The 24,279-nt window shown below is 63.1% G+C and carries 22 protein-coding genes and 2 tRNA genes; 1 reads left to right on the plus strand and 23 read right to left on the minus strand.

Annotated elements, in window-relative coordinates; genetic code table 11:
- Positions 1 to 111: 111 nt before the first annotated feature.
- From truB to tpiA, 23 genes are all read right to left on the minus strand, one after another.
- Positions 112 to 1,038: a tRNA pseudouridine(55) synthase TruB gene (truB, locus tag J7396_RS06570; protein ID WP_122273530.1), complete on the minus strand. Its 927-nt coding sequence runs from the start codon at positions 1,036 to 1,038 to the stop codon at positions 112 to 114.
- Positions 1,039 to 1,117: 79 nt separating this feature from the next.
- Entirely contained in the window at positions 1,118 to 1,510 is a 393-nt protein-coding gene (rbfA, locus tag J7396_RS06575; RefSeq protein WP_005914265.1) for a 30S ribosome-binding factor RbfA, read from the minus strand.
- A 112-nt stretch (positions 1,511 to 1,622) separates the two neighbouring features.
- Positions 1,623 to 4,337, minus strand: coding sequence for a translation initiation factor IF-2 (infB, locus tag J7396_RS06580; protein ID WP_011347934.1), 2,715 nt, complete (start codon positions 4,335 to 4,337; stop codon positions 1,623 to 1,625).
- Between the two features lie 95 nt (positions 4,338 to 4,432).
- Positions 4,433 to 5,944 (minus strand): transcription termination factor NusA, encoded by a 1,512-nt coding sequence (nusA, locus tag J7396_RS06585; RefSeq protein ID WP_005914268.1) that lies wholly within the window; start codon positions 5,942 to 5,944, stop codon positions 4,433 to 4,435.
- A gap of 4 nt (positions 5,945 to 5,948) precedes the next feature.
- The gene (rimP, locus tag J7396_RS06590; protein ID WP_008570977.1) at positions 5,949 to 6,539 is read right to left on the minus strand and encodes a ribosome maturation factor RimP; all 591 of its coding nucleotides are present in this window, start codon (positions 6,537 to 6,539) and stop codon (positions 5,949 to 5,951) included.
- A gap of 197 nt (positions 6,540 to 6,736) precedes the next feature.
- Positions 6,737 to 6,813 (minus strand) — tRNA-Met (locus tag J7396_RS06595).
- A 200-nt stretch (positions 6,814 to 7,013) separates the two neighbouring features.
- Positions 7,014 to 8,474 (minus strand): NADH-quinone oxidoreductase subunit NuoN, encoded by a 1,461-nt coding sequence (nuoN, locus tag J7396_RS06600; RefSeq protein WP_003485567.1) that lies wholly within the window; start codon positions 8,472 to 8,474, stop codon positions 7,014 to 7,016.
- 36 nt (positions 8,475 to 8,510) lie between these two features.
- Positions 8,511 to 10,013 carry an NADH-quinone oxidoreductase subunit M gene (locus J7396_RS06605; RefSeq protein WP_031423322.1) on the minus strand — a complete coding sequence of 501 codons (1,503 nt, stop codon included), beginning with the start codon at positions 10,011 to 10,013 and terminating at the stop codon, positions 8,511 to 8,513.
- Positions 10,014 to 10,033: 20 nt separating this feature from the next.
- Positions 10,034 to 12,193, minus strand: a complete 2,160-nt coding sequence (nuoL, locus tag J7396_RS06610; protein WP_029819747.1) for an NADH-quinone oxidoreductase subunit L — start codon at positions 12,191 to 12,193, stop codon at positions 10,034 to 10,036.
- Positions 12,194 to 12,200: 7 nt separating this feature from the next.
- The gene (gene nuoK, locus J7396_RS06615) at positions 12,201 to 12,506 is read right to left on the minus strand and encodes an NADH-quinone oxidoreductase subunit NuoK (RefSeq protein WP_005914274.1); all 306 of its coding nucleotides are present in this window, start codon (positions 12,504 to 12,506) and stop codon (positions 12,201 to 12,203) included.
- Positions 12,503 to 13,165: an NADH-quinone oxidoreductase subunit J gene (locus J7396_RS06620; protein ID WP_008570973.1), complete on the minus strand. Its 663-nt coding sequence runs from the start codon at positions 13,163 to 13,165 to the stop codon at positions 12,503 to 12,505. Before J7396_RS06620 ends, nuoK begins: the two co-directional genes overlap by 4 nt.
- A gap of 4 nt (positions 13,166 to 13,169) precedes the next feature.
- Complete coding sequence (gene nuoI / locus J7396_RS06625) at positions 13,170 to 13,658, minus strand: NADH-quinone oxidoreductase subunit NuoI (protein WP_003485557.1); 489 nt, start codon at positions 13,656 to 13,658, stop codon at positions 13,170 to 13,172.
- Between the two features lie 3 nt (positions 13,659 to 13,661).
- A complete protein-coding gene (nuoH, locus tag J7396_RS06630; protein WP_008570972.1) occupies positions 13,662 to 14,753 on the minus strand; it encodes an NADH-quinone oxidoreductase subunit NuoH in 1,092 nt (363 codons plus the stop codon).
- Positions 14,750 to 16,984: an NADH-quinone oxidoreductase subunit NuoG gene (gene nuoG, locus J7396_RS06635; protein ID WP_209261200.1), complete on the minus strand. Its 2,235-nt coding sequence runs from the start codon at positions 16,982 to 16,984 to the stop codon at positions 14,750 to 14,752. The genes nuoH and nuoG overlap by 4 nt, the downstream gene beginning before the upstream one ends.
- Positions 16,981 to 18,315, minus strand: coding sequence for an NADH-quinone oxidoreductase subunit NuoF (nuoF, locus tag J7396_RS06640; RefSeq protein ID WP_003485551.1), 1,335 nt, complete (start codon positions 18,313 to 18,315; stop codon positions 16,981 to 16,983). Before nuoF ends, nuoG begins: the two co-directional genes overlap by 4 nt.
- A 3-nt stretch (positions 18,316 to 18,318) precedes the next feature.
- Positions 18,319 to 18,846 (minus strand): NADH-quinone oxidoreductase subunit NuoE, encoded by a 528-nt coding sequence (gene nuoE / locus J7396_RS06645; RefSeq protein ID WP_003485548.1) that lies wholly within the window; start codon positions 18,844 to 18,846, stop codon positions 18,319 to 18,321.
- Entirely contained in the window at positions 18,843 to 20,150 is a 1,308-nt protein-coding gene (locus J7396_RS06650) for an NADH-quinone oxidoreductase subunit D (RefSeq protein ID WP_008570969.1), read from the minus strand. The genes nuoE and J7396_RS06650 overlap by 4 nt, the downstream gene beginning before the upstream one ends.
- Positions 20,147 to 20,899: an NADH-quinone oxidoreductase subunit C gene (locus tag J7396_RS06655; protein WP_008570968.1), complete on the minus strand. Its 753-nt coding sequence runs from the start codon at positions 20,897 to 20,899 to the stop codon at positions 20,147 to 20,149. The genes J7396_RS06650 and J7396_RS06655 overlap by 4 nt, the downstream gene beginning before the upstream one ends.
- A 36-nt stretch (positions 20,900 to 20,935) precedes the next feature.
- Complete coding sequence (locus J7396_RS06660) at positions 20,936 to 21,490, minus strand: NADH-quinone oxidoreductase subunit B (protein WP_005914280.1); 555 nt, start codon at positions 21,488 to 21,490, stop codon at positions 20,936 to 20,938.
- Positions 21,481 to 21,837: an NADH-quinone oxidoreductase subunit A gene (locus J7396_RS06665; protein ID WP_003485539.1), complete on the minus strand. Its 357-nt coding sequence runs from the start codon at positions 21,835 to 21,837 to the stop codon at positions 21,481 to 21,483. Before J7396_RS06665 ends, J7396_RS06660 begins: the two co-directional genes overlap by 10 nt.
- Before the next feature lie 102 nt (positions 21,838 to 21,939).
- Positions 21,940 to 22,024: transfer RNA gene (locus J7396_RS06670), tRNA-Leu, on the minus strand.
- 49 nt (positions 22,025 to 22,073) lie between these two features.
- Positions 22,074 to 22,547, minus strand: coding sequence for a preprotein translocase subunit SecG (gene secG, locus J7396_RS06675; protein WP_122272603.1), 474 nt, complete (start codon positions 22,545 to 22,547; stop codon positions 22,074 to 22,076).
- Positions 22,548 to 22,580: 33 nt separating this feature from the next.
- On the minus strand, positions 22,581 to 23,336 hold the full coding sequence (tpiA, locus tag J7396_RS06680; protein WP_008570966.1) for a triose-phosphate isomerase: 756 nt from the start codon (positions 23,334 to 23,336) through the stop codon (positions 22,581 to 22,583).
- Between the two features lie 112 nt (positions 23,337 to 23,448).
- Between tpiA and J7396_RS06685 the strand changes: the two genes are divergently transcribed.
- Positions 23,449 to 24,249, plus strand: a complete 801-nt coding sequence (locus tag J7396_RS06685; protein ID WP_008570965.1) for an SDR family NAD(P)-dependent oxidoreductase — start codon at positions 23,449 to 23,451, stop codon at positions 24,247 to 24,249.
- Positions 24,250 to 24,279: the final 30 nt, after the last annotated feature.

Genomic DNA, 24,279 nt, shown 5'->3' on the forward strand with positions numbered 1-24,279 from the left:
CACCGTCGGACTCGCCGTTTGCTTAGGATGAGCGCGCTTGGCGCTGAGGTGCCCCGATCGGGGCCGCGAAATTGTAACGTCGCCCGGCCCAGGGAACAAGTTGACAAAATCTTAACAGGCCGGAATTTCGTTCAGTCCATTGAACAATCGCTGCGGCGACAAGCGCCCGTCGGCGTCGACCAGGCCTAGCCCCGAGGGGGTTCCGTCAGGTCCGAATACAGCGACTTGCCCCGGCGGAAATGCGGCATCACGCAGGCGCTGGCCCATGCGAAAACGCGCCGCATGGGTCTGATCGAGCACGATTCGCGCAAAACCGGCCAGGCCGGCCTCGATCGGCAGCAATAGCGTCCGTGCTTCGGTGCCCGCCTCCAGCGCCGCCGACAATGCCTCCAGTGTGATCATCTGTGGAGCGCGAAACGGCTCCACCCACAGCCGACGCAACGAGGCGATGTGCGCTCCACATCCCAGCACCTCGCCCAGGTCACGTGCCAGGCTGCGGATATACGTGCCCGAGCCGCAGGTCACGCGCAGCCGCAGACCTGGGGCGCTGTAGCCCAGCACATCGATCGCCTGCACATCCACCTCGCGCACCGGGGCTTCGATACGTTCGCCGCGTCGCGCCTTGGCATACAGCGGCTCGCCGCCCTGCTTGAGCGCGGAATAAATGGGCGCTTGTTGCTGGATGCGCCCGATGAAAGGCGCCAGTGCGGCTTGCAGCGCGGCATCACCGATATCGGGCACCGCACGCTCGCGTAGCGGCTCGCCATCGGCATCGTCGGTGTCGGTGGTGACGCCCAGCACAATCTCGGCGTCGTAGGCCTTGGCAGACCCAAGCAGCAGTCCGGCGATCTTGGTGGCTTCGCCAAAACAGAGCGGCAACAGGCCGGTAGCCAGCGGATCCAGGCTGCCGGTATGGCCACCCTTGTCTGCGCGCAATAACCGGCGTGCGGCCTGCAGTGCATTGTTGGAGCTCAGCCCGGCCGGCTTGTCCAGCAGCAGGATGCCGTGCAACGGGCGATAGACGATGCGGGGTTTCAAAAGATCGGTGCTCGAATCAGGCGCAGTGCGCGCCTGCGGGAATCAGGGCCGCGGCAGATGCGGCAGGCCGTGACAGCGCTCAGCGCTGTTCGGCATCTTCATCGCTGGACGTGGCCTCGGGGCCAACGTCGTCCAGGTCACGCAGCAGATTGTCGATGCGTTCGCCGCGATCGACCGAATCGTCGTAATGGAAGTGCAGCTCGGGCACGTGGCGCAGCTTCATCGCGCGCGCCAACTGGGTACGCAGCTGGCCGGCGATTTCCTTGAGCCCCTTGACCGCTTCGGCCGAACGCTCCTGCTGCAGCGCGGTGACAAAGACCTTGGCATGCGCCAGGTCGCGACTGATTTCGACGTCGGACACGCTGACCGACGGCAGGCCATGGTCGCGCACGGCCGCGTGCACGATCGTGCCGAGGTCACGACGCACCTGCGCGGACACGCGGTCGGTGCGATGGAATGATTTGGTTGGCATGGTCGGAACCTTTGGTTCGGGACCCAGGACCCAGGACCGGGACCCGGAAGAGCAAGCGCCGTGGCTTCGCTTCTCCCGGGTCCCCGGTCCCGGGCCCCGGGTCCCGTCTTCGTTACAGCGTACGGGCCACTTCGATACGCTCGAAGCACTCGATCTGGTCGCCGGCCTTGACGTCGTTGTAAGCCTTCACGCCGATACCGCATTCGGTACCGTTGCGCACTTCGTCGACGTTCTCCTTGAAGCGACGCAGCGATTCCAGCTCGCCTTCGAACACCACAACGCTGTCGCGGAGCACGCGGATCGGCTTGCTGCGCTTGACCACGCCTTCGATGACCATGCAGCCTGCAACCGCGCCGAACTTCGAGCTACGGAACACATCGCGGACCTGTGCGATACCGATGATCTCTTCGCGGATTTCCACGCCGAGCAGACCGGAGGCTACCTGCTTCACCTGATCGATCACGTCATAGATGATCGAGAAGTAACGCAGATCAATGCCGTTGGACTCGACGATCTTGCGCGCCGAGGCATCCGCACGCACGTTGAAGCCGATGATCGTCGCCTTGGAAGCAGCGGCCGAATTCGCGTCGGATTCGGTGATGCCGCCCACGCCGGAGTGGATCACGTTGATGCGGATGTCCTCGTTGGACAACGCCACCAGCGACTGCTTGAGTGCTTCCACCGAACCCTGCACGTCGGCCTTGATCACCAGGTTCAGTACCTGCTGGCCTTCGCCCTTGCCCATCTGGGCCAGGATGTCTTCCATGCGGTTGGTCGCCGAGGCCACCAGACGCGATTCGCGGCGCTTGGTTTCGCGCTGCTGCGCCACGTCCTTGGCCAGGCGCTCGTCGTCGACGACCACGAAGTCGTCGCCGGCTTCCGGCACGCCGGACAAACCCAGCACCTGCACCGGAATCGACGGGCCCGCCGAGGCCGGCTGATGGCCGGTTTCGTCGAACAACGCACGCACGCGACCGTACTGGATGCCGCACACCAGATAGTCGCCACGCTTCAGCGCACCCTGCTGCACCAGCACCGTCGCCACCGGGCCGCGGCCCTTGTCCAGCGAGGATTCGATGACGGTACCGCTGGCGCGGCCCTCGGCCACGGCCTTGAGCTCCAGCACTTCGGCCTGCAGCGAAATCGCGTCCAGCAGCGTATCCACGCCGGTGCCGACCTTGGCCGACACTTCGATGAACTGGGTATCGCCACCGAACTCTTCGGCCACCACGTTTTCGGCCAGCAGCTCGTTCTTGACCCGCAGCGGATCCGCGCCGGTCTTGTCGATCTTGTTGACCGCCACGATCAGCGGCACGCCTGCCGCCTTGGCATGCGCAACCGCTTCCTTGGTCTGCGGCATCACGCCATCGTCGGCGGCAACGACCAGCACCACGATGTCGGTGATCTTGGCGCCACGGGCACGCATCGAGGTAAACGCGGCATGGCCGGGCGTATCCAGGAAGCTGATGACGCCACGACCGGTTTCGACGTGGTACGCACCGATGTGCTGGGTAATGCCGCCGGCTTCGCCGGAGGCGATCTTGGTACGGCGGATGTAGTCCAGCAGCGAGGTCTTGCCGTGATCGACGTGACCCATGATGGTGACCACCGGCGGACGCGACGTGGCCTCGCCCTGCGCATCTTCGGCATGCGCCAGCAGCGCGTCCTCGAAGTCGGCATTGTCGGCACGCACGGCTTTATGGCCGAGCTCTTCGGTCACCAGTGCGGCGGTGTCGTGATCGATGCTCTGGGTGATGGTCGCCATGACGCCCATCTTGAACAACGCCTTGACCACGTCGCCGCCCTTGAGCGCGAGCTTCTGCGCCAGGTCTGCCACGGTGATGGTCTCGCCGATCGCCACTTCACGCACCACCGGTGCGGTGGGACGCTCGAACCCGTGCGGGCCGCTGTTGGCCTGGCTGCCGCCACGGCCGTTGTCATTACCACGGCGCGAGGACGACGAACCCGGGCGGCCGGTCGGCTTGCCGCGCACATTGGAACGCCGCGCGCGATCGGCCGCGGACAGATGCAACTGCCCGGCAAAGCGCTTGGTCGCATCGTCATCTTCAACACCGGCCACCATGACGTGCGAACCGCGCGTCTTGTGCTTGGCGGCATTGCTGCGGTCGTCCGCACGTGCCGGCGCTGCCGGACGCGAGGCCGGAGATGCGCCCGCCGGACGTGCCGCACGCGGTGCGGACGACGGCGAAGAAGGCGAACGCGCAGCTGGCGCCGCGGCGGACGGCGTCGGCGCATCAGCAACCGGGGCCGGCGCACTGGCAGCCGCAGCGGCTTCCTCGGCAGCCTTGCGCTCGGCTTCTGCACGGTCCTTGGCGGCCTGCTCTTCCTCGCGCTTGCGCTGAATTGCCTCGTCGCGCACGCGGTCGCTTTCGGCCAGGCGCTGCTGCTCCTCAAGGTTGCGCTGACGCGACTCCTCGAGCTTACGCAGGATATCGGCGCGTTCTTCGTCCGGCGTCATCGGTGCGGCGCGGCCGCTGCCTTCGTTCTCGGACTTCACGTAAGTGCGCTTCTGCCGCACTTCCACGTTGACCGTGGTCTTGGTGCGGCCGGCGTTGACAGTGACTTCCTGCAGCTTGCGCCGGTTGAGCGTGATCTTCTTGGCTGCTTCGCTCGCCGCTTCGGCAGACGTTTCCGCCTTGCCATGCGTGCGACGCAGGAAGCCAAGCAGTTTCATCTTCTCGGTGCTGGTCACGACCTGGTCGGGACCGCTGAACTTCATTCCGGCCTCGGCCAGTTGAACCAGCAGTTTATCGACCGGCGTATTGACCAGTTCGGCAAGCTTGCGGATGGTGGTTTGCTGCGACATTCGGATCCTATGATCTGGTTGGCGCCCCCTCGCCCAGAGCAAGGGATACGCTGATTCTAAGCCCTGATGGGGTCAGGGCGCGGTTCATTGCCGGCTCATTCGCCGCGCTCCAAACGGGCGATCTCCTCGGCGCGGGCTGCCAGGATCAGCGCCGCAGCGCGCTCCTGGGTCATGCCCTCGATGCCGAAGTCGACGATCTCGTCCGCGGCCAGGTCGGACAAGTCCTCGCTGGTACGCACGCCGTGCTCGGCCAGCGCAAAAGCCGTCTCCTCGTCCATCCCCTCCAGCGCCAGCAGGTCCTCGGTGGGCTGAGTTCCTTCCAGGCCTTCTTCCTCGGCCAGCGCGGCGTTGAGCAGCGCATCGCGGGCACGGGCACGCAGTTCTTCAACGATGTCTTCGTCGAAGCCCTCTACCGCCAGCAACTCGCCGACCGGCACGTAGGCGATTTCTTCGACCGTGTTGAAACCTTCGGAGACCAGGATCGCGGAGATTTCCTCGTCCACTTCCAGGCGGTCCATGAACAGCTGGCGTGCCGCGGCCTGCTCGGCCTCGGACTTGGCGGCCACCTGGTCGGCGGTCATCACGTTGAGCTGCCAACCGGTCAGGCGGCTGGCCAGACGCACGTTCTGGCCGCCCTTGCCGATCGCCTGCGCCAGGCGGTCTTCTGCCACGGCCAGGTCCATCGAGTGCTTGTCTTCGTCGACGATGATCGACTGCACTTCGGCAGGCGCCATTGCGTTGATGACGAAGTTGGCCGGGTTCTCGTTCCACAACACGATGTCCACGCGCTCGCCATTGAGTTCGTTGGACACCGCCTGCACGCGCGAACCGCGCATGCCGATGCAGGCGCCGATGGGATCGGTGCGGGCGTCGTGCGCGATCACGGCGATCTTGGCGCGGTCGCCCGGATCGCGTGCGCAAGCCTTGATCTCGACCAGGCCCTGACCGACTTCCGGCACTTCGAGCTTGAACAGTTCGATCATGAATTCAGGTGCGGCACGGCTGATGAACAGCTGCGGGCCGCGTGGCTCGGAGCGCACCTCGGCCAGGTAACCGCGCACGCGGTCGCCGGGACGCAGCACGTCGCGCGGAATGCCCTTGTCCTTCGGAATGAAGGCTTCGGCGTTGCCGCCAAGATCGACAAAAATATTGCCGCGCTCCGCGCGCTTGACCACGCCGGTGATCAACTCACCCACACGATCCTTCCACGCATCCACCACCTGCTGACGCTCGGCCTCGCGCACACGCTGCACGATCACCTGCTTGGCAGCCTGCGCGGCGATACGGCCGAAGTCGGGATTCTCGATCTGTTCTTCGATGTAATCGCCCACTTCCACGCCGTCGGCTTCGTCGATGGCATCCATCAGACGCACCTGGCGGTCGGGGGATTCCATCACCACGTCATCGGCAACCACTTCCCAGCGACGGTAGGTTTCGTAAGTACCGTCCTTGTGATCGATGGTGACGCGGGCCAGCACGTCCTGGTCGGGATAGCGCTTCTTCGCCGCGGAAGCCAGCGCGGCCTCGATCGCCTCGAAGATCACTTCGCGCGGCACGCCCTTTTCATTGGCGACCGCATCCACTACCAGCAAAAGTTCCTTGCTCATTTCGTCACTCCGCGCGCGGCTTGCCAGCCGCCGACTCGTTGGATGGTTTCTTCTTTTCGTGCCCGGGTTTTTTCGGGCCGGGCTTGTTCGGTTTCTGCGGTGCCAGACCCAGCGCAACCCAATCCGGCACGATGCGCGCTTTGTCGATATTGTCGTAGCCGATCTGCACGTCCTTGCCATCGACAGCAAACACCACCGCCTCTGCCTCGGCATCGATGCGCAGGATCTCGCCCTGGAAGCGGCGCCGACCATCCTGCGCCAGCTTCAAGACGATCTTTGCCGACTCACCGGTGTGGCGCGCGAACTGTTCCAGCGTGAACAGCGGACGATCCACACCCGGCGATGACACTTCCAGCGTGTAGTTACCGCTGATCGGGTCTTCGACGTCGAGCTGGGCGGAGACTTCGCGGCTCACGCGCTCGCAGTCGTCGACATTGATGACACGCTCGGGCTGTTCGGCCAGCGGCACGTCGATATATAGGCGCAATGTGGCGCCGCCTGGAGCGGGAAGATATTCCACGCCCAGCAGTTCCAAGCCCAGGGACTCAACCGTTGGACTCAGCAGATTCGCGATTTCGGTCGCTTTTTCGCTCACAGACTGCCCTGATCAGATGATTGCCAGTAGTACCCCGGCAACCGGCAGCAAACTTTCCGGTTCCGGAAAAAACAAGGGGCCCGATGGGCCCCTTGCGTGAAAAAAACCCGACCTCTCAGGGTCGGCGTAAAGACGGGAACATGCGTCCTTACGATCCAAGAAGCTGAATTACTGCGATGAAGCAACAATTCGAAACTTGGTAGCGGGGGCAGGATTTGAACCTGCGACCTTCGGGTTATGAGCCCGACGAGCTGCCAGACTGCTCCACCCCGCAGCAGAAGCGGAATTATGAAGAACTTGAGCGGCAATTGCAAGCCCTAGTTTTTCATCTGTTGAACAGCGTGGCGGCTGTTCAACGTCGCGGCGAATAATACCCGCAATGCAACAAAAACGAAACAGTAAGCGCGGTTTTATTTCAGTGCGAAGCCACATGCAGCATGCGGCGCCGCAAAACCTAACGCTGGCGCAGCGGTCTTAGGCGAGGCCGGCGAATGCGCGCTGGCACCACACCATGATCGGACTCCAGGCCAGACCAAGTGCAAGCAGGGCCAGCGCATTGACGCCGAGCACGGTGCCGAGCACGCGATCGTTATTGGCCGGCAACGGCTCGCCTACCGGCTCGTCGAAGTACATGACCTTGATGACGCGCAGGTAGTAGTACGCACCGATCACTGCGCAGATCACACCGACCAACGCCAGCCACAGCATGTCGCCCTTCACTGCCGCACCCAGCACCGCCAGCTTGGTCCAGAAACCGAGGAACGGCGGAATACCTGCAAGCGATGCCATGATGCACAGCACCAGACCAGCCATCCACGGATTGCGCGCGTTGAGTCCCTTGAAGTCGTCGATGTTTTCCGCTTCGAACCCGTTGCGCGACAGCGCGATGATGGCGCCGAACGAAGCGGTGGACATGATGGTGTAGCTGACCGCGTAGAACATCGCAGCCGCATAGCCCTCTTCCCCGCCGCCCGCCACGCCCATCAGCAGGAAGCCGATATGCGAGACCGTCGAGTATGCGAGCATGCGCTTGAGGTTGCTCTGCGCAATCGCCATCAGGTTACCGACCACCAGCGAAACCGCCGACAAGCCGCCGATCAGCAGATGCCACTGCGGCGACAACGGGCCCATACCGACTTCCAGCAGGCGATAGGCCATACCGAACGCCGCAAGCTTGGGCGCCGAGCTGATGAACAACGCGATCGGCGCAGGCGCACCCTGATACACGTCGGGCAGCCACATGTGGAAGGGTGCAGCACCCAGCTTGAAGGCGACGCCAGCGATCATGAAGATGGTGCCGGTCAGCAGCAACGTGCGTTCGTTCGAGCCTTCGATCGCATCGTGGATGCCGGCCAGGCTGAGCGTACCGGTGGCGCCGTAGACCAGCGACATGCCGTACAGCAGCAGACCCGACGCCAGCGACCCGAGCACGAAATACTTCATCGCCGCTTCGGTGGCCAGGCCATTGTCGCGGTTGGAGGCGACCAGTGCGTAGGAGCACAGCGCCAGCAGCTCCAGGCCCAGATAGACCATCAACAGGCTACCGGCCGACGCCAGCAGCATCATGCCGGCAGTGGCGAACAACACAAGCACCGGGATTTCGCCCTGGTAGAGATTACGCTCGCGCAGGTAGGTCCAGCCATACACCAGGCTCAACCCGCTGACCAGCACGATCACGGTCTTCATGACATCGGCTGCCGTGTCGCGGACGAACATGCCATTGAAGATATCGCCCTGCCCGCCCGTGCCGGTTGCAAGCAACACGAGCACCACGGCAAGCACGGCAACGGAGAACAGGTGGGTCCAGACCTTGTTCCGCTGGCTCACGAACAGGTCGAGCATCAGCAGAGCGAAGGCGCCGCCGATCAGCACCAGCTCCGGTACGAGCGGAGCCAGGTCAGCGGTGGTCAACGGCGCGAGCGTTGGCGTGGTCATCATTAAATCCTGGAAATCAAAACGTACGGCAAGCGGTCAGAGCTTGGTCGCGGCAATCTGGGTCGCCAGCTTGGCGATCGACGGTTCCATCAGATCGGTCAGCGGCTTCGGGTACAGGCCAAGGGCCAGCACGCCAGCGGCGAACACCCCCAGCACGAATGCTTCGCGGCCATTGATGTCTTTCAGCTCGGCCACGTGTGCGTTGGCCACTTCGCCGAAGAACACGCGCTTGTACAGCCACAGCGTGTACGCAGCGGTGATCACCAGCGTGGTGGCGGCGCCGAAGGCAACCAACGGATGTTTCTGGAAGCTGGCCAGGATGACCATGAACTCGCCGACGAAACCACTGGTTCCCGGCAGGCCGGCATTGGCCATGAAGAACAACATGGCGAAGGTGGCGAACCAGGGCATCACGTTGACCACGCCGCCGTAATCGGCGATGCGACGGGTATGCATGCGGTCGTAAAGCACGCCGATGCACGAGAACATCGCGCCGGACACGAAACCGTGCGAGATCATCTGCACCATCGCGCCCTGCAGGCCCAGACGGGCAGCATCGGTGCTGCCGTACTCGCGCACCAGGGTGAAGGCGATAAAGGTACCGAGCGTGACGAAGCCCATGTGCGCGATGGACGAATACGCCACCAGCTTCTTCATGTCGTCCTGCACCAACGCCACCAGGCCGACATAGATCACCGCAATCAGCGACAGCGTGATGACCAGCCAGGCGAACTCATGGCTCGCGTCGGGCACGATCGGCAGGTTGAAGCGCAGGAAGCCATAGCCGCCGATCTTCAACGCAATCGCCGCCAGGATCACCGAACCGGCGGTCGGCGCCTCGACGTGCGCGTCAGGCAACCAGGTGTGCACCGGGAACATCGGCACCTTGACCGCAAAGGCGATCAGGAATGCGAAGAAGATCCAGGTCTGTTCCTTGGCGGTCAGCTGCAGCGCGTACAGGTCGGCGAGCTGGAAGCTGCCGCCCTTCAGATACAGATACACCAGGCCCACCAACATCAGTACCGAGCCGAGGAAGGTATAGAGGAAGAACTTCATCGCCGCGTAGATGCGCCGCGGGCCGCCCCAGACGCCGATGATCAGGAACATCGGGATCAGCATGGCTTCGAAGAACACGTAGAACAACATCGCGTCGGTGGCGGCGAAGATGCCGACCGTGACGCCTTCCAGAATCAGGAAGGCAGCGACGTACTGATTGACGCGCTTGTCGATCGAGCGCCAGGCGCCGATCAGGGCCAGCACCGTCACCAGCGTGGTCAGCACGATCAACGCGACCGCAATGCCATCCACGCCCAGGTTGTAGCCGATGTTGTAGGCCGGGATCCAGGCATGCAGTTCGATGAACTGCATGGCGTCATTGGCAGTGTCGTAGCCCAGCAGCGGCAGACTCAGCGCAAAGGTCGCCACCGCTACCGCCAAGGAAGCCCAGCGGGCAGTCTCGGCGTTGCGCAACGCAAGGATCAGGGCGCCGCCGATAATCGGCAGCCAGATCAAGATAGACAGTAAAGGCCAGTTCGACACGTTTTCTTATTCCGTACAGGTCAACGCCAGAAATGCATCAGTACCGCCAACAAGGCGATCAAACCGATGATCATTGCGAAGGCGTAGTGATAGAGGAAACCGGATTGCGTGCGACGCAGCAGATTTGCAGCCAGGTCGATCAGTCGGGCAGAACCGTTGACGACAGCGCCGTCGACCACATGGGTATCGACTGCACGTGACGCCTTGCCAAGCACAACGCCACCACCGGCGAAGCCATTGATCCAGAGCTTGTCGAAGCCGTACTTGTTTTCCAGCAACCACACGATCGGCGCGAATGTCTTGCGCGACTTTGTGGCCAGTTCCGGCTTCCACAGGTAGAACAGGGCAGCCAGCAGCAGGCCGGCAATCGTCAGGAAGAACGGAGCGGCCATCATGCCGTGCAGTGCGAAAGCAACCGGGCCGTGAAACTCTTCGGCCAATGCACCAACGGTATCGCGTGCCGGATCGTAGAAATCGACGATGCCAGTGAAGAACGAAACTGCCTGGCCCTGCATAGCGTGTGCTGCATGGTGGCCCTGCCAGTCGGTTCCGAACAACATCGGACCGATCGTGAAGAAGCCGATCGCGATCGAGGGGATTGCTAACAAGACCAACGGCAGTGTTACCACCCACTTGGACTCATGCGGCTCGTGGGCACCATGGTGACCATGTCCGTGATCGTCGTGGCCATGCGTGTCGTGGCCATGCGCATCGTGCGAGTGAACCTGCGCTTCGGCATCGGTATGCGCGCTGTCGTGATGCGAATGCGCGTCGTGCGCATGGGCGTCGCGGAACCGCTCCTTGCCGTGGAAGGTCAGGAACAGCAGACGGAAGCTGTAGAAACTGGTCACCAATACGCCGCCAAGCACAGCCCAGTAGCCATAGGTTGCGATCCAGCCATGCGACTCATGCGCATGATGCGCAGCGGCCTCGATAATGGTGTCCTTCGAGTAGAAGCCGGAGAAGAACGGCGTACCAACCAAGGCCAATGTACCGATCACGCTGGTCCAGTAGGTCACCTTCATGTACTTGCGCAGGCCACCCATCTTGCGCATGTCCTGCTCGTGGTGCATGCCGATGATCACCGAGCCGGCCGCCAGGAACAGCAGCGCCTTGAAGAAGGCATGGGTCATCAGGTGGAACACGGCTGCCGAATAGGCCGACACGCCCAATGCCACGGTCATGTAACCCAGCTGCGACAGCGTGGAGTACGCCACCACGCGCTTGATGTCGTTCTGCACGATACCGATCAGGCCGGTGAAGAAGGCTGTGGTCGCACCGATGAACAGGATGAAGTTCAGCGCTGTTTCCGACAGCTCGAACAGCGGCGACATACGCGCCACCATGAAGATGCCGGCGGTCACCATCGTTGCGGCGTGGATCAGCGCCGAGATCGGTGTCGGGCCTTCCATCGAGTCCGGCAGCCACACGTGCAACGGCACCTGGGCCGACTTGCCCATCGCACCGATAAACAGGCAGATGCAGATCAGCGTCATCACGCTCCATTCGTGGCCCGCGAACAGCTGCACCTTGGCGCCGGCCATGGTGGTCGCGTTGGCGAACACGGTGGAGTAATCCAACGAGCCGAACCACAACAGGACGCCGGCGATACCGAGGATGAAGCCAAAGTCGCCGACGCGGTTGACCAGGAACGCCTTCATGTTGGCGAACACGGCAGTCGGGCGCTTGAACCAGAAACCGATCAGCAGGTACGACACCAGGCCCACCGCTTCCCAGCCGAAGAACAGCTGCAGGAAGTTGTTGCTCATCACCAGCGTAAGCATGGAGAAGGTGAACAACGAGATGTAGCTGAAGAAGCGCTGGTAACCCGGGTCCTCTTCCATGTAGCCGATGGTGTAGATGTGCACCAACAGCGACACGAAGGTCACCACCACCATCATCATCGCAGTCAGGCGGTCGACCATGAAGCCGACATGTGCCGAGTAGTTGCCGACATCAAAGAATGTGTAGAGGTTCTGGTTGAACGGGCTGGCGCCCTGCTCCACCAGCTGATACAGCGTCAGGCACGACAGCACGCAGCTGACCGCAACACCGAGGATGGTGACGTACTGCGCGCCCTTGCGCCCGACCTGGCGCCCGAACAGGCCGGCGATGATGCTGCCGACCAGCGGTGCAAGCACCACTGCGATCAACAGACTCTTGGAGAGAGTGATTTCCATCTACAGGTCAGCCCTTCAACGTATCGACTTCGGCCACATTGATCGTGCGGCGCGTGCGGAACAGAGTCACCAGGATCGCAAGGCCGATTGCAGCCTCCGCAGCGGCAACCGTCAGAATGAAGAACACGAACAACTGACCGGCGGTATCGCCAAGCTCGCGCGAGAACGCGATGAAGTTGACGTTGACCGACAGCAACATCAACTCGATCGACATCAGCAGCACGATGACGTTCTTGCGGTTGAGGAAGATGCCGGCCAGCGAGATGCAGAACAGCACCGCGCCCAGTCCAAGCAGGTGGCCCAAGGTAATCAAGACTTCGCCTCCTGTCCGTCGGCCGCGTCGATTTGCGGCGCAACCTGTACCGGCTTTTCAACCGCCATTTTGACCATGCGCAGACGGTCGCCCGCCTTGACCCGGGACTGCTCGCCGGCATTCTGCAACTTGATGCCAGTGCGCTTGCGCAGGGTCAGCATCACTGCAGCCACCACCGCCACCGTCAGGATCACCGCGGCAAATTCGAAAGGCAGCAGAAATTCGGTGTACAGGCTCTTGGCCAACCAGGTCAGGTTTGAACTGTCAGCCGCTTGCGCAGCTGCGTTGTCTGCCGGGAACGGCGTGGCGCTGCGCGCCTTGACACCGATCAACGTGACCATCTGCGCGAGCATGGCCACCGCCACGATGACGCCGAGCGGCATGTACTTGACCCACCCCTCGCGCAAGCGGCTGGTATCGATGTCCAGCATCATCACCACAAAGAGGAACAGCACCATCACCGCGCCGACATAGACCAGCACCAGCGTCACGCCGAGGAATTCAGCCCCGACCAGCAGCCAGATGCATGCCATCGAGAAGAACGTGAGGATCAGGCACAACACGGCGTATACCGGGTTGCGCACGCTGATCACCGCACCGGCGGACACGACCGCGACGGCGGAGAAGGCGTAGAAAGCAAGAGTGACCCAGTCCATCATGACCTCAACGGAAGGCGGCATCGGCAGCGCGACGCTCGGCGATCTCGGTCTCTAACCGGTCTCCGATCGCCAGCAGCTGCGGCTTGTTGACAATGTTTTCGCCACGCTTCTCGAAGTGGTACTCGAGGATGTGCGTTTCGACAATCGAGTCCACCGGGCAGCTTTCTTCGCAGAAGCCGCAGAAGATGCACTTGAACAGGTCGATGTCGTAGCGCGTGGTGCGGCGGGTGCCGTCTTCGCGCTTGGCCGAGTCGATGGTGATCGCCAGCGCTGGGCACACCGCTTCGCACAGCTTGCAGGCGATGCAACGCTCTTCGCCGTTGGGATAACGGCGCAGCGCATGCAGGCCGCGAAAGCGCGGCGACTGCGGGAACTTCTCCATCGGATACAGCACGGTGTACTTGGGCTTGAACGTGTATTTCAACGTCAGCCACAAGCCGCCGAGCAGCTCGAGCAGCAGCAAGCTCTTGAAGTAATGGGTGATCTTGTTCATCAATTACACGCCCTTCTGGATCACGCCGTAAAACACCATCAACGCCGTCACTGCGATCCACACGATCGTGAGCGGAATGAAGACCTTCCAGCCCAGACGCATGATCTGGTCGTAGCGGTAACGCGGGAAGCTGGCGCGGAACCAGATATAGGCGCTGGCGAAGAAGAACACCTTCATCAGCAGCCACGGCCAGCCGCCCTTCCACAACCAGTCGATCCACGGCGAAACGTCCGCATTGACCCAGCCCTGGATCGGGCTCAACCAACCGCCGAGGAAGAAGATCGAGATCAGGAAGCTGACCAGGATCATGTTGGCGTATTCGGCCAGGAAGAACAGGGCGAACGCACCGCCGGAATATTCCACCATGTGACCGGCGACGATTTCCGATTCGCCTTCCACCACGTCGAACGGCGCGCGGTTGGTTTCGGCGACGCCAGAAACCCAGTACACGATGAACAACGGGAACAGCGGAATCAGGAACCAGTCAAAGAAACCGGAGTTGCCGGCCTGCGCGAACACGATCTGGCTCAGGTTGACACTGCCGGAGGCAATCATCACACCGACCAGCGCAAAGCCCATCGCGATTTCGTAGCTGACCACCTGCGCGGCCGAACGCATCGCGCCCAGGAAGGCGTATTTCGAGTTCGATGCCCAGCCGGCCAGGATGATGCCGTACACGCCCAGCGAGGTCATCGCCAGCAGATACAGCAGGCCGACGTTGGCATTGGACAACACCAGCTTCGCATCGAATGGTACTACCGACCATGCGGCGAAGGCCGGCGCCAGTGTCAGCAGCGGTGCGATGACGAACATCGCCTTGTGCGAGCTGGTTGGCTGCACGATTTCCTTGAACAGGAGTTTGAAGACGTCGGCGAAGGCCTGGAAGATGCCCATACCCACGTACATGGGCCCATGGCGCACGTGCATCCAGCCGATCAGCTTGCGCTCCCAGACCACGTAGAAGGCCACCGCCACGATCACCGGCACGGCGATCAGCAGGATCTTCAATACCGACCACAGCACCACGCCGCCATCGCCCAGCCCCAGGAACCACTGGTGCAACGGGTCGACCAGGTTCAACAACAATTCGTTCATGCAGCCACCACCGTTACACGACCGGCACCGAGCGGCGCGGTTGCGCCATGGCCGGATTCGATCCACACCGTGCCCGGTGCGACGCGCTTGTCCAGCACCACCGGCAACGTTGCCTTACCGGCATCGGTACCGACCTTGACCATCTGACCAGCCTGGACCTGCAACTGCGTCGCCTGCTCCGGATGCATCGCCACGCACGGCGCGATGTTGAGCGGATGCGACTGCAGCGCAGCGGCCCGACGCACCACCGCATCGGTGCGGTAAATCGCAGCAGTTGCAGCGACTTCCAGCCCGTTGCTGGCGGCCGCTGGTTGCGCCGACGCCGTTGGCGTCACGTTGCGGTTCTGCATGCCGGCGCGCAGGCCGACCAGGTCGATGAATTCGAAACCGGGCAGACCCAGTTCACCGCCAAGTGCACGCAGCACGCGCCAGCCCTCGCGCGCTTCGACCGGCAGGCGGCCAGCAGCACGTGCAGTCTGTACGCGGCCATCGAGATTGGTCAGCGATGCATCGATCTCCGGTAACGCACCGATCGGCAGAATCACATCGGCCACATCGCGCGTCGACGCACAGGCGAACTGGCTGAAGGCAACCACCTTGGCGCCTGCCAGCGCGCTGCGTGCAGCGGCGGCGTCGGCAAAATCCAGGCCTGGCTCGATGCCGTACAGCATGTACGCCTGACGCGGCTGGGCCAGCATGGCGGCGACATCGCGCGCGGTCGGCAGCACGCCCTGCGCCACCAGACCCACGGCATTGGCGCCTTGCGGGATGCGGCACAACGATGCGCCGGTTGCGGCAGCGAAGTCGCGTGCAGCGGCACGCAACGCGGCAGCCTGCGGATGATTTTCGGCCAACGCGCCGACCACGATCACGGCGCGGCTTGCAGCCTTGACCGCATCGCGCAGGGTCGCATCGCTCAGTGCACCCGCCAACTGCGACGGCGCCACCACGGTGCGGCTGGCCTGGCTGAAGGCGAAATCGAAGTCGACCGGGTTGACCGAGTGAATCTGCGTACGGTTCTGGATATGCGCCTTGCGCAGACGTGCGTGCAGCAACGGCAGCTCATGCCGCACATTGGTGCCGAACAACACCACCACGTCAGCCTGTTCGATCTCCGCCAGCGGCGTGGCAAACGCTTCGGCTACCGCAGCGTCGGAGAAATCACGGTTGAGCAAACGGTGGTCCAGGTTGCCGCTGCCCAGACCTTCGGCCAGACGCGCGAGCAATGCGCCTTCTTCGTTGGACGTGGACGGATGCACCAACACCCCGAGCTGATCGCCGGCGTTTTCGCGCAGGATCTGCGTGGCGGCGGCCAGACCTTCGGTCCAGCTCACTTCAGTCCACTGCCCGTTGACCTTCTTCAGCGGCTTGACCGCACGGTCTTCGGCATACAGGCCCTGATGCGAATAACGGTCGCGGTCGGAGAGCCAGCATTCGTTGACTGCCTCGTTCTCACGCGGCACGGTGCGCAGCACTTCGCCACGACGCACATGCAGGAACAGGTTCGACCCCATCGCATCGTGGTAACCCAGCGATTCGCGCGCCATCAGTTCCCACGGACGCGCGCGGAACTGGAACACCTTGTTGGTCAGCGCGCCCACCGGGCAGACGTCGATGACGTTGCCGGAAATCTCGGTGGTCAGCGGCTTGCCGTCGTAGGTGCCGATCTGCAGGTTTTCGCCGCGATACATGCCGCCCAGCTCGTAAGTGCCGGCGATATCAGCGGTGAAACGCACGCAACGGGTGCACTGGATGCAGCGGGTCATCTCAGTGGCGACCAGCGGACCGATGTCCTCGTCCGGCACTACCCGCTTGCGCTCGTTGAAGCGGCTGACCGAACGGCCGTAACCGAGCGAAACGTCCTGCAGTTCGCACTCGCCGCCCTGATCGCAGATCGGGCAGTCCAGCGGGTGGTTGATCAGCAGGAATTCCATCACGCTGCGCTGGTACTTCAAAGCCTTTTCGCTACGCGTGGTGACCTTCATGCCATCCATCACCGGCGTGGCGCAGGCCGGCGACGGCTTGGGCGACTTTTCGACATCGACCAGGCACATGCGGCAGTTGGCCGCGATCGGCAGCTTCTCGTGGTAGCAGAAGCGCGGAATCGGGATGCCGGCCTTGTCGGCCGCCTGGATGATCATCGAGCCCTTCGGCACGACCAGACTCTGGCCGTCGATCTCGACGGTCACATGGTCCGGTGGCACGTTCGGGTTCACTGGTTGGGCGCTCATGCAGCCACTCCGACTTGCGTATCGACGATCGAACGACCGTTGACGATGTAGTACTCGAACTCGTCCCAGAACTGGCGCAGGAAGCCTTGAATCGGCCATGCCGCCGCTTCGCCGAACGCACAGATGGTATGGCCTTCGATCTGGCCAGCGACGGTGCGCAGCTGATGCAGGTCTTCCATCGTGGCCTTGCCGGCGACGATGCGCTCCAGCACGCGATGCATCCAGCCGGTGCCCTCGCGGCACGGGGTGCACTGGCCGCAGGATTCCTTGTGAAAGAACTGCGAGATGCGGCAGGCGAAACGCACGCAGCAGACGCTGTCGTCCAGCACCACGATGGCACCCGAACCCAGACCGGTGCCGAGCGCACGCAAGGTGTCGTAGTCCATCTGCAGGCCAGCCACCTGGTCGGCCTTCAGCACCGGCATCGACACGCCGCCAGGCACCACGCCCTTGAGCTTGCGACCCGGGCGCAGCCCGCCGGCCATTTCCAGCAGTTCGTCGAAGGTGGTGCCGAGCGGCACCTCGAAATTGCCGCCCTTCTGCACGCAACCGGACACCGAGAAGATCTTCGGGCCGCCGTTCTTGGTCTTGCTCAAACCGAGAAACCACTCCGGGCCATTGCGAATGATCGCCGGCACCGACGCATAGGTCTCGGTGTTGTTGATGGTGGTCGGCTTGCCGTACAGGCCGAAATTCGCGGGGAACGGCGGCTTGTAGCGCGGCTGGCCCTTCTTGCCTTCCAGCGATTCCATCAATGCGGTTTCTTCGCCACAGATGTACGCGCCAGCGCCCAGCGCACCGTAGATGTCGATATCCACACCGCTGCCGAGAATGTTCTTGCCTAACCAACCGTTGGCGTAGGCATCGGCCAGCGCCAGCTCGAAGTTTTCGAACGGCTCGTGGTGGAATTCGCCACGCAGGTAGTTGTAGCCCACCGTCGAGCCGGTGGCGTAGCAGGCGATCGCCATGCCCTCCACCACCGAATGCGGGTTGTAGCGCAGGATGTCGCGGTCTTTGCAGGTGCCCGGCTCGGATTCGTCCGAATTGCACAGGATGTACTTCTGCATCGTGCCCTTGGGCATGAACGACCATTTCAACCCGGTCGGAAAGCCCGCACCACCACGGCCGCGCAGGTTCGACGCCTTGACCATTTCGATAACATCGGCCGGCGGGATCTTCTCTTCGAGGATCTTGCGCAGCGCGGCGTAGCCACCGGTTTTCAGATAGCTCTCATACGACCACGGAGTGTCGTAGTGCAGGGTCGTGTAGACGACCTGATGCGGCTGCGGCGCCGGACCGACCGGGCCTGAGGGTGCGTGATGATGTGCCATGTCTTACTCCAGCCCGTCCAGCAGCGCGTCGACCTTTTCTTTCGTCAGATGCTCGTGATAGTGGCCATTGATGACCATCATCGGCGCCGCGGAGCAGGCAGCCAGGCACTCTTCTTCGCGCTTGAGGTAGACGCGACCATCGGCCGTCGACTGCCCCAGCTTGCAACCCAGCTTCTTTTCCGCGTGGGCCAGCAGATCCTCGGCGCCATTGAGCCAGCAGCTGATATTGGTGCAGAACGCCACGTTATGGCGGCCGACGCGTTCGGTCTCGAACATCGAGTAAAAGCTGGCGACCTCATAAGCCCATACCGGCGGCAGCTCCAGGTACTTGGCTACGCCCACGATCAATTCGTCGGTCAGCCAGCCCTGGTTCTGCTCTTGCGCGGCGTGCAGACCCTGCAGCACCGCCGAACGCTTGCGGTCCGGCGGGAACTTGGTCAGCCAGTGATCGATGTGGGCGCGCGTCTTGTCGCTCAGCACCACCTGCGGATCGACGTCGCGCGCCGCTTCGAAATTACCCGTCGCCTTCATCGGTCAACCTCACCGAAAACTAAATCGTAAGTACCGATCATCGCCACGACGTCGGCCAACAAATAGCCACGCACCACCGCGTCCATCGACGACAGATGCGCAAAACCCGGCGCGCGCAGATGCACGCGGAACGGCTTGTTGGCGCCGTCGGACATCAAGTAGCAACCGAACTCGCCCTTGGGTGCTTCCACCGCGCTATAGGTTTCGCCGGCCGGCACGCAATAGCCTTCACTGAACAGCTTGAAGTGATGGATCAGTGCTTCCATGTCGTCCTTCATGCCTTCGCGGCTGGGCGGAGCGACCTTGAAATTGGTGACCATGACCGGGCCTGGGTTGGCCTTCAGCCACTTCACGCACTGTTTGATGATGCGGTTGGATTCGCGCATCTCGGCCACGCGCACCAGGTAGCGGTCATAGCAGTCGCCGTTGGTGCCGACCGGGATATCGAAATCCACCGCGTCGTACTTGGCGTAGGGCTGCTTCTTGCGCAGATCCCACTCGATGCCCGAGCCACGCAACATCGGACCGGTCATACCCCAGGCGCGTGCCAGATCCGGGCTGATGATACCGACGTCGACGGTACGCTGCTTCCAGATGCGGTTATCGGTCAGCAGGGTCTCGTACTCGTCCACGCGTGCCGGGAAGGTATTGGTGAACTCCTCGAGGAAGTCCAGCATGGTGCCTTCGCGACCGGCATTGCGCTTCTTCAGCGCCCCGCCCTTGTGCCAACGCGACTCCTTGTACTGCGGCATGCGATCGGGTAGATCGCGGTAGACGCCGCCGGGACGGTAGTAGGCCGCGTGCATGCGCGCGCCACTGACCGCCTCGTAGACGTCCATCAGTTCTTCGCGCTCGCGGAATGCATACAGCATCACCGCCATCGCACCCAGATCGAGCGCATTGGAACCGACCCACATCAAATGGTTCTTGATGCGGGTGATCTCGTCGAACATGGTGCGGATGTACTGCGCACGCTCGGGTGCTTCGATCCCCATCAGGGATTCGATCGCGCGCACATAGGCGTGCTCGTTGCACATCATCGAGACGTAATCCAGACGATCCATGTACGGAACCGACTGGTTGAACGGCTTGGACTCGGCCAGCTTCTCGGTGCCACGGTGCAGCAGGCCGATATGCGGATCGGCACGCACCACGGTCTCGCCATCCATTTCCAGGATCAGGCGCAACACGCCGTGCGCCGCAGGATGCTGCGGGCCGAAGTTCATCGTGTAATTGCGGATTTCCTGCTTGCTTTCGACAGGATTGCTCGCGAAGGCATCGGTTGCCTGGCGGAACTCACTCACTTGGCAGTCTCCGACTTGCCCACTTCACCAGCGGCAGTCTCATAACGGGCATCGTCGCGAATGACGCGCGGCACGCCGACGCGCGGCTCGACCGAGGTCACCGGCTCGTACACCACGCGCTTGCGCTCCTCGTCGTAACGCACTTCGACGTTGCCGATCAGCGGAAAGTCCTTGCGGAACGGGTGGCCGACGAATCCGTAGTCGGTCAGGATGCGGCGAAGGTCCGGGTGCCCATCGAACACGATGCCGAACAGGTCGAACGCCTCGCGCTCGAACCAGTTCACGCCCGGCCAGATATCGGTCAACGACGCCACCACCGGCACCTGCTCGTCCGGTGCGTAGCAACGCACGCGCAGACGCTGGTTGTGCTGGTAGGAAATCAGCTGTGCGACCACCGCAAAACGTTGCTTGGGCAGCTGCTGCGGCTGCGCGCCGGAAGAGCTTTCCTGGCTGGGGAATTCGCCCCAGGCGAAACGGCCGACGGCCTTGCCTTCGACGCCGCGACTGAAGCCCTGCGACGACACGTCGGCAGTATCCCACTCGTCGCTGCCGTAGCCCAGGTAATCGACGCCACACAGGTCGCTGAGCTGTTCGAAACCGAGCTCGTCACGCAGTGCAAGACAGGTGGCGTGCCAATCGGCGGCCGCGACTTCCAGCGTCACTTCGCCGCGCGGCAATGCCACGGCAATCTGCGCACCGGCGAAACGTGCCGCAAGTCGGTCAGTGAAGGAGGATGCTTGCTCTGCCATGGGGGCTTGGCTGCTCTCGGTAGAAGAAGACGGGTGTCAGCGCGCGATCGTCTGGGTACGCCAGATCTTCTTCTGCAGCTGCAAGATGCCGTAGACCAGCGCCTCGGCGGTCGGCGGGCAGCCCGGGACGTAGATGTCCACCGGCACGATGCGGTCGCAACCGCGCACCACCGAATACGAATAGTGATAGTAGCCGCCGCCGTTGGCGCAGCTGCCCATCGAGATGACCCACTTCGGATCGGGCATCTGGTCGTAGACCTTGCGCAGCGCCGGGGCCATCTTGTTGACCAGGGTACCGGCCACGATCATCACGTCGGACTGGCGCGGCGACGGGCGGAACACCACGCCGTAGCGGTCCAGATCCAGGCGCGAGGCGCCCGCATGCATCATCTCGACCGCACAGCAGGCCAGACCGAAGGTCATCGGCCACATCGAGCCGGTGCGCGCCCAGTTCAGCAGCGCATCGACGCTGGTGGTCACGTAGCCCTTTTCGAGCAACGGGTTTTCGCCTTCCGGGCGCAGGATGTCTTCCACCCGGCCTTCCGGCATCGGGTTGGTCATCAGACTATCCAGGGTCTGAATCACTCCCATTCCAGCGCTCCCTTCTTCCACACGTAGATAAAGCCGAGGAACAACATGCCGACGAACAGCCCCATGGTGACCAGCGAACGGGCGCCGATCTCCATGAACACCTGCGTCCACGGCACGATGAAGATGATTTCCAGATCGAACACGATGAACTGGATCGCGATCAGGTAGTAGCGCACATCGAACTTCATGCGCGCGTCTTCGAAGGCTTCGAAGCCGCACTCGTAAGGCGAGAGCTTGCGCGGGTCCGGGCTACGCGGACCGAGGAATCGACCGACCAACATCAGCACGATGCCGATACCGGTGGCGACGATCAGAAACAGCAGACTCGGCAAATATTCGGCCAGCACAGCGATTCTCTCTTGCCTCTGCCCGCACGCGCCGCGTGCCGGCATGGGGTATAGGCAGACCCCGCGCGCGACAAGCGATGCGCAGGAACTGCAGCCAAACAATGGTGCCCAAGAGGGGACTCGAACCCCTACGACCTAAGTCGCTACCACCTCAAGGTAGTGCGTCTACCAATTCCGCCACCTGGGCATACGTTGCGCCGCTGGGCATCCCAGTGCGCAGCGTATTGTAACCGGCTTCAGCGTTTTTGTGCTGGTTCTGAAGCGTTTTCTTCGCTTGCTGCAGGCGCCGGCTGCGCCGGTGCGGACTGCGCAGGCGCCACTGCCGGGGCGGCGGCCGGAGCCGGCTGCGACGGAGCGGTCGGCACCGCACCTGCGGCCGGGGCCTGCGGCAACGGCTGGGTGAGCTCGCCGGCGGCGGCCGGAGCCGAGGTTGCCGACTGCGACATCACACCCAGGTTCTGATCCGTAGGACGTGCGCCGTGCGTGGCGTACCACGCCATGAACAGGCTGATGCTGAAGAACACCACCGCCAGCCACTTGGTCGACTTGGACAGGAAGTTCGACGCACCCTGCGAACCGAACACGGTGCCGGACGCGCCGGCACCGAAGCCGGAACCGGCCGCCGCACCTGCGCCACGCTGCATCAGGATCAGCGCAATCATCGCCAGGGCGACCAGCACGTAGACCACATTGAGGATCAACATCAGCATTTCGAAATCCGTCCCCGGACAAAACTTAATGGGTTAGCACGCGGCCGCCGCGCGCGCGATGGCCAGGAAATCTTCGGCGACCAGTGACGCGCCTCCGACCAGCCCGCCATCGACGTCAGGCTGTGCGAACAGCTCGCCGGCGTTGTCGGGCTTGACACTGCCCCCGTACAGGATGGGCAGCGAATCGGCGATTCTAGCATCCGCCTTCGCGACTTCGCCACGCAGGAAGGCGTGTACGGCCTGCGCCTGCTCCGGGGTCGCAGTGCGGCCGGTGCCAATGGCCCAGATCGGTTCGTAGGCCAGCACCGCGCCTGCGAAACCGGCGCTGCCGACCAGCGCCAGGACCGGGTCGAGCTGGGCACGCAGGATTGCCTCGGTCTGACCGGCTTCACGCTGTTCCAGCGATTCGCCCACGCACAGCACTGGAATCAGTCCAGCATGGATGGCGGCGGCAAACTTGCGTGCCACCAGCTCGCTGCTCTCATGGTGATACTGGCGGCGCTCGGAGTGGCCGACCAGCCCGTAGCCGGCACCGACATCGACCAGCATGGAGGCCGAGACCTCGCCGGTGTAGGCGCCCTTCTCATTACTGCTGACGTCCTGGGCTCCGAACGACAGGTGATGGGCCTCGAAATCCTCGATCAGGTCGCCGAGGTAAGGCAGTGGCGGCAGGATGACGACTTCGACACCCTCCAGGGGCATGTGCGCGGCCACCTTGGCCACCAGTTCGGTGGCGAAGGCGCGGCTGCCATGCAGCTTCCAATTTCCGGCAACGATCTTTCGACGCATCAGGCGCAGGTTCCTGAGTTGAAGACAGGCGACAGAATAGCCCAAGGGCTGGCAGCAACCGGCACACTTCTGTCCGCCAGATGTCCTTCCCCTCCCCTTACAGGAACCTGCCATGTCCGTTTCGCCTGTCTTCGCCTTGATCACCGGCGCCTCCAGCGGCATTGGCCGCGAGATTGCGCGCGCATACGCCAGGCGCGGCGTGCCGTTGATCCTGACCGCACGACGGGTGGACCGGCTGCAGGCATTGGCCGAGGAATTGCGCAGCACGGTTCGGGTGGAAGTGCTGCCGGCCGATCTGGCCGACCCTGCCGCGGCCGAGGCGCTGGCAACGCAGATCCAGCGCAACGGCTGGACCGTGGGCACGCTGGTCAACAACGCCGGTTACGGCGTGCCGGGCCGCTACCTGCATCACGACTGGGCCACGCATGCGCGCTTCCTGCAGGTGATGGTGGGCGCGGTGTGCGAACTGACCTGGCGACTGCTGCCGATGATCCGTGCCAGCGGCCAGGGCCGCATTCTCAACGTGGCCTCGTTCGCCGCACTGACGCCCAGCGCCGATGGGCAGACCCTGTATGCGGCCAGCAAGAGCTTCATGCTGCGCTTCAGCGAATCGCTGGCGCTGGAAAACGCCGATTGCGCGGTCAAGGTCTGCGCGCTGTGTCCGGGCTTTGCCTGGTCCGAATTCCACGACGTGACCGGCACCCGCGAGGCGATGTCCACCCTGCCCGCCTGGGCCTGGCTGCAGGCCGATGCAGTGGCCGAATATGGAATCGCCGCACTGGAGCGAGGCCAGGTGCTGGCGGTACCGGGCTGGCGCTATCGGCTGGTCAACGCAGCACTGCGGCTGTTGCCGCATGCGTTTGCCCTACGCCTGATGGCGCGCGGCTCGCATCGGGTGCGGCCGCTGGAATGATGCATCGGCAGGCTGCGTGTGCGGGCCATA

Source organism: Xanthomonas sp. A1809 (assembly GCF_017746015.1).
In the GTDB taxonomy this organism is placed as follows: Bacteria; Pseudomonadota; Gammaproteobacteria; order Xanthomonadales; family Xanthomonadaceae; genus Xanthomonas; species Xanthomonas euvesicatoria.